The organism is Streptomyces sp. NPDC043952, from assembly GCF_056435325.1.
In genome coordinates, this window is the sequence record NZ_JBWKES010000014.1 from 107,770 (window position 1) to 114,058 (window position 6,289).

5 protein-coding genes are annotated in these 6,289 nt (G+C 74.1%); 1 reads left to right on the top strand and 4 read right to left on the bottom strand.

The genetic code is table 11. The features are described 5' to 3' along the window. Window positions 1-38 precede the first annotated feature (38 nt). The 4 genes from AC069R_RS18340 to AC069R_RS18355 form a co-directional block, all read right to left on the bottom strand. Entirely contained in the window at window positions 39-2,324 is a 2,286-nt protein-coding gene (locus AC069R_RS18340) for a heavy metal translocating P-type ATPase (protein ID WP_478767820.1), read from the bottom strand. Beyond that, the gene (locus AC069R_RS18345; RefSeq protein WP_478767821.1) at window positions 2,324-2,587 is read right to left on the bottom strand and encodes a hypothetical protein; all 264 of its coding nucleotides are present in this window, start codon (window positions 2,585-2,587) and stop codon (window positions 2,324-2,326) included. Before AC069R_RS18345 ends, AC069R_RS18340 begins: the two co-directional genes overlap by 1 nt. A 176-nt stretch (window positions 2,588-2,763) precedes the next feature. Continuing rightward, on the bottom strand, window positions 2,764-3,414 hold the full coding sequence (locus AC069R_RS18350; RefSeq protein ID WP_478767822.1) for a DUF5134 domain-containing protein: 651 nt from the start codon (window positions 3,412-3,414) through the stop codon (window positions 2,764-2,766). Next, on the bottom strand, window positions 3,411-4,907 hold the full coding sequence (locus tag AC069R_RS18355) for a PepSY-associated TM helix domain-containing protein (RefSeq protein WP_478767823.1): 1,497 nt from the start codon (window positions 4,905-4,907) through the stop codon (window positions 3,411-3,413). Before AC069R_RS18355 ends, AC069R_RS18350 begins: the two co-directional genes overlap by 4 nt. A 533-nt stretch (window positions 4,908-5,440) precedes the next feature. Between AC069R_RS18355 and AC069R_RS18360 the strand changes: the two genes are divergently transcribed. Next, a partial coding sequence (locus tag AC069R_RS18360; protein ID WP_478767896.1) for a ferritin-like domain-containing protein occupies window positions 5,441-6,289 on the top strand: 849 nt, incomplete at its 3' end.

A 6,289-nucleotide genomic window follows, 5' to 3' on the forward strand; every position in this document is an offset into this window, starting at 1 on the left:
GCGGACGGTCGCCCGCCCGGCGGCCGGGCCCGCCGGTGTCACCGCGCGCCGCGCACGGCCGGGCGCGTCCCGCGAGCGCGGACCGGTGACGGCTGCCACGCCCGCAGCCGCAGGCTGTTGCCGACCACGAGCAGGGAACTGACGGACATCGCCGCCGCCGCGAACATCGGGTTGAGCAGACCGGCCATGGCGAGCGGCACGGTGACGACGTTGTAGCCGAACGCCCACAGCAGATTGGCGCGGATCGTACCGAGCGCGGCGCGCGCGAGCCGTACCGCGTCCGCGAGTGCCTCGATGTCCCCGCTCACCAGGGTCACGTCGGCCGCGCCGATCGCCGCGTCCGTGCCGCTTCCCATGGCGATGCCCAGGTCGGCTCCGGCCAGCGCCGCCGCGTCGTTGACGCCGTCACCGACGACGGCGACACGGTGTCCCCCGGCGCGCAGCCGGCGGACGAGGGCGGCCTTGGCCTCGGGGGTGCAGCGTGCGTGCACCTCGTCGATGCCGAGGTGGGCGGCGACGGCGCGGGCGGGCGCCGGACGGTCTCCGGTGGCGAGTACGGGGCGCACCCCCAGCCGCCGCAGCCGGTCCACGGCCCGGTAGGCGCCGGGCCGCAGGACGTCCCCGATCTCGATCAGGGCTTCCGCGGCACCGTCCACCCGCACCACGACCGCGGTGTGCGCGGCGGCCTCGGCGGCCGACAAGGCGTTCGCGAGCGGGACCGGCAACTCGCCGTCAGGGGCGAGGACTTCGACCAGGCGACCGCCGATCCGGCCGCGCACGCCATGGCCCGGTACGGCGGTGAAGTCCCGCACGGGCGGCAGTTCCCGTCCGGTCGGATGCCGTGCGGCGTGGGCCGTGACGGCCCGGCCGAGCGGGTGTTCCGAGCCCTGTTCGAGGGCACCGGCCAGCCGCAGCGCCTCCGCGGAGCCCAGCCCGCCGGGCACCGAGGTGACCCGGACGACGCTCATCCGCCCCGAGGTCAGGGTGCCGGTCTTGTCCAGGACGACGGCGTCGAGATGCCGCAGCCCTTCGAGGGCTTGGGGGCCGCTGACGAGGACGCCGAGCTGGGCGCCGCGTCCGGTCGCGGCCATCAGCGCGGTGGGCGTGGCCAGGCCCAGGGCGCACGGGCAGGCGACGACGAGCACGGCCACGCACGCGGTGATCGCGGCCTGGGGCTGCGCTCCGGCGCCGAGCCAGAATCCGAGCGTGGCGACCGCGAGGGTGAGCACCACCGGGACGAAGATGCCCGCGACCTTGTCGGCCAGGCGCTGTGCCCGTGCCTTTCCGCTCTGAGCCTCCGTCACCAGAGCGGCTATTCGAGCGAGTTGAGTGTCCGCCCCGACTGCGGTGGCCCGGACCAGCAGCAGGCCACCGGCGTTGACCGCGCCGCCGACGACCGGGTCACCCGGACCGACCTCGACCGGTTCGCTCTCTCCGGTGACCAGCGCGAGATCGACGGCGGATCTGCCCTCGACCACGGCACCGTCCGTGGCGACCCGCTCGCCGGGGCGGACGAGGAACTCCTGCCCGACCCGCAGTTCCTCGATCGGTACGCGTTTTTCTCCGTCGGTGTGCCGGACCGACACCTCCTTCGCCGCGAGCCGGGCCAGCGAGCGCAGCGCGGCACCGGTTCCCCGCCGGGCCCGCGCTTCGAGGAAGCGGCCCAGGAGCACGAACAGCGGTACGCCCACGGCTGCTTCGAGGTAGATGTGCGCCGCGCCACCGGAGGCGGCGGGCATGAGGGTGAACGGCATCCGCATGCCGGGGCCGCCCGCCCCGCCGAGGAACAGCGCGTACGCCGACCAGGAGAAGGACGCCGCCACGCCCAGCGACACCAGCGTGTCCATGGTCGCCGCGGCGTGCCGCAGCCCCCGCACGGCGCGCACATGGAAGGGCCAGGCTCCCCAGACGGCGACCGGGGCCGCGAGCACGAAGCACAGCCACTGCCAGTCGCGGAACTGGAGGGCCGGGACCATGGACAGGACCAGCACGGGCAGGGCCAGCGCGGTCGTGCCGGTCAGCCGGGCGCGTTCCCGCCGCTCCCGCGCGCCGGGGTCGGCCTGGGCCTTTGCGGCTGCGGGTGCCAGGGGCGGCTCGGGCAACGCGGCCGTGTAGCCCGCCCGTTCGATGCGGGCGATCAGCTCCTCGGGGCGCACCGCGGACGGATGGCGGACGCGGGCCCGGCCGGTCGCCAGGTTGACGGTGGCGGTGACACCGTCCAGTTGGGCGAGCTTCCTCTCGACCCGCTGCACACAGGCGGCGCAGGTCATGCCGCCGACCGTGAGATCGGTGACCGTGTCCGGGGTGATCGGTTCGGCGGCCATCAGCCCCCGCTCCCGTGACTCATCTCCATACCGCCCATGTCGCCCATGTCCGTTCCTCCGCCGTGGCCTCCCGTTCCGGTCGGCGCGGGGCGGGTTCCGGGCAGGCCGGGGGCCACGGGGCCGGCGGACGCGCCGACGGCGTAGGCGGCCGCGAACACCGCCGCCAGCAGCAGGAGGAAGCCGTACAGCACGGGGGGTGGGGGCGTCTTGCGTGCCCTCGCGGCCGCGGGGCCCGCGGCGCGCGAGGGTGTGTGGTCCGTCAACCGAGTCTCCAGGGTGCGTCGTACGGCCGATTCCTGTCCCGCCGTACCACTCCAGATGTCGGACCCGCGCACCGTCGGGTTCCCGCGCGCTGGCATGGCGGAGGTCACACCAGCGGGACGGGTCACACCAGCAGGACGGGGCAGACCAGCAGGACGGGGCACACCAGCGGGACGGGTCAGGCCAGCAGGACGAGCGTGACCGCCATGCCCAGCCCCATGGCCGCGTGGCAGAAGAGGCCGGGGACGTCAGCGTCGTCCCGTACGACCGCCTCCGGTCCGCGGGCGGGAGCGGACCTGGCCCGGTCGAAGGCCTGTGCCAGCCAGCGCAGGGCGAACGCGGTGAGCAGGACGGCCAGTACGACAGCCGTCGCGCGCTCGCCCGCGCCGGTCAGGGTCATCGCCGAGGCACCGGAGGAGCCGGACATGTCCATTCCGGGCATGTCGTGCATCGCGCCGCCTCCGCCGCCCGCGGCCATTCCGGCGCCGTCCATGGCGGCGGCCATCCACGCCATGGCCCCCGTCATCAGCACGTGCGGCAGTGCGGTCAGGCACGCGCTGAGCCGGTGCGTGGAGTCGGCGCGCAGGGGAACGGAGCAGGCGAACCACAGCGCGCCCGCGCCGAACAGCACGATCTGCGGCGCCGCCGGCAGCTCCATGCCCCAGGGCCAGACCATGGCGATCATGACCAGGCCCATGGCGGTGTGCAGCGCGTGGTCCACCCGGTGGGTGCCGGTCCTGCCGGGAGCCGTGGCCGATCTGAGGCCGTACAGCACGGACAGGGCGAAGACGAGGCTCAGCAGCCAGCGCAGTCCGGTCGCGGTGATCACGGCGTCACCGTGCCCCGGCGCCGGCGCAGGGACCCGATGAGCAGGTCGGCGGCGAGGAAGGCCAGCAGGGGCAGGCCGAACAGCGGAATGTAGTAGCCGACGACGGCGGTCAGGACCACGGCGGGTGCCAGTACCGCTCCCGGTATCCGGCGCCACGCGCCGCGTGCCGGTGCCCGTCCGAAGGACATGCCGCCCGAGCGGGTCGGCCGCCGCAGCCACCACATCCGGTAGCCCCACAGGATCATGGCGATCAGGCAGATCGCGAGCAGTGCCAGCGCGATCTGGTTGGCGAGGCCGAACAGCAGACCCATGTGGGCGTCGATGCCCCATCGGGTCAGCTTGGCCAGGACCGGGTAGTCGGCGAACCTCAGCTTGGCCGTCACCTTGCCGGTGCCGGGATCGACGGCCACCGAGTCCTGGCGCTCCGGCCAGCTGCGCGTGTTCTCCTTCACCAGGTAGGCGGATCCGGCCTTGGCGGGCGGTGTGACGACGAGCGGCCCGCGCAGTCCGGCGGCATGTGCGGCCGCCGTCACGGCGTCGATGCCGACGTCCTTCGTGCGGACGGCACCGGAGGCGCCGACTCCGTGCGCCGGGACGGTTGTCGAGATCGCGGGAGTGCTGCCGCCGAGCGCGTCCTGGACGCTGCCGATACTGGCCCCGGCGTGGGCGGACCAGGTCATGCCCGTGGCGGACAGTCCCAGCAGGCCGATCGAGGTCCACAGGCCGACCGCGCCGTGCCAGGACAGGGTGCGCCGCCGGCCCTTGGCACCGCCGCGCGGCAGCAGGACGGAGCGCAGCCGCCGCCGGGTGCGGGGAGCACCGAGCCACAGGGCGAGTCCGCCCAGCACCTCGACCCAGAGCCAACTGGCCGCCAGCTCGCTGTAGTTGCGGCCGAACTCGCCCAGGTGCAGGTTGCGGTGCAGACTGTCGAGCCAGGCCCGGACGGGCAGCCACTGGCCGGAGGTCCGCAGGGTGCCGAGCACCTGATGGCCGTACGGGTCGACGAACGCGGTCAGGGTGGAGCCGTCGGGGAGTCCGGGCTTGCTGAAGACGACGCGGGTGCTGTCGCTGCGGCCGGGCGCCGGGGTGACGGACACCAGGGTGCCGTCGGGTACCGCCCGCCGGGCGGCGGCCACTTGACTGGCCAGCGAGTCCGCCTCGCCCCGCGGGGTGACCTTCAGTTCGTGCCGGTAGAGCGCCGATTCGAGCTGCGGAGTGGCCGTGTAGACGAGGCCGGTCAAAGCCGCGACGAGGATGAAGGGGCCGATGACGACGCCCGCGTAGAAGTGCAGCCGCAGCAGCAGCGGGCGCACACTGCTCCACGTGCCCGCAGTGGCCGGGGCCCCGCTCCCGGAGGTACCGGCGTCCGCCATGGCCGTGGTCTCGTTCCCGGAGGTACCGGCGTCCGGCGTGGAGGTTGTCTCGGGGCGCGCGCCGCCCGGTGGGGCGGCCGCCTTCCCCGGTCCGGCTGCGGTGCGGTGGCTTTCAGGCATGGCGAAGCTTCTCCTCGGCTGTTGCGGTGTCCGGTTTCCGGGGCCCGCAGGAGGAGTCGGGCGCTTGTCCGGCTCAGTTCCCGCGGCCGCGGCGTGACCGTCGCCACAGCGCGCCGGCCACGGGTGGCGCGGGGAGAGCCGCGTGCCGCCGGGCGCGATCCACCCCATCAACAGGCAGTCGTGGCGGACGGGCACTTGGTTCCCGGCCGTGGACCGACAGCGTGGGACGGCCCGTCACGCGGTGCGGGCGCCGCGGGATGCGCGGCCGTCGCTGCTAGCTTCGCGCACCTGGTTCGAGGTCGGCGCCCGGATCGCGGGCGGGTACGGAGGCAGCGTTGGCGAAGTCGAGCGGATCACCGGACAAGGCGGCCGGCGCCCCTGTCCTGAGACGTCGTAGCGTCCTGGCGTCGGCGGCCCTGGCGGCGGGGGCGCCGGCCGCGGGGGCCGCTTGCGATCAGGACGCCACGCGGACCGCGCCGCGGCGGCATGCCGCACCGCGTCAGGGGGCCGCGGCCCGTCTGGTCGCCGTGCCCATGGAGCGCCGCGGTGTCGACTGGCTCAGGTCGGCCCTTCAGATCGCGGTGCGGATCGAGTTCGCCACCATCCCGCCGTACCTGTGCGGCTGGTGGTCCGTCAGGAACCGCAGGTGCGACGCGGCCCGGCTGATCCGGCGTGTCATCTCCGACGAGATGTACCACCTCGGCATCGTCTGCAATCTGCTGACGGGTCTGGGCGGCAGGCCCCGCATCAGACAGTCCGCGCCCGTCTATCCGGGGCCGCTGCCGGGCGGGGTGCATCCGGGGGTGGACGTGTACCTGTCCGGCTTGACCAAGGCGCTCGTACGGGACGTGATGATGGCCATCGAGGCACCCGCGGCACCGCTCACCGGCAGCGCGCGGGACCCTCTCAGCATCGGCCTCTTCTACGAGGAACTGCTGAAGGCCTTCCGGGTGGTGGCACCCGCTCTCTCCGTCGACCGGCAGCTGCACGAGCAGATCGGCGACGACACCCTGAGACCGATCAGGACCTCCGCGGACATCGAGCGCTCGATCGAGATCATCAAGGACCAGGGGGAGGGCACCGCGGCTTCTCCGGCCGACGGCACGCAGGACGGGCACGTTGCGCACTACTACGCCTTCGCGGAGATCCACCACGGCCGGCAACTGCGCGATGTGGGCGGCACCTGGCAGTTCACCGGGGCGCCGGTCCCCTTCCCCGACACGCGGCCCATGGCCAGGGTCCCGGGGGGGGGGGGGGGGGGGGCGCCCCCCCCGGCCCGGGGGCTCCTTGGCGAATTCGGCAGCAAGTACACCCGCCCTCTTGGAGCGCTCGACACAACTTGGGGTAGAGGTGGACACCACAGCCCTCGTACCTCGGTGGGG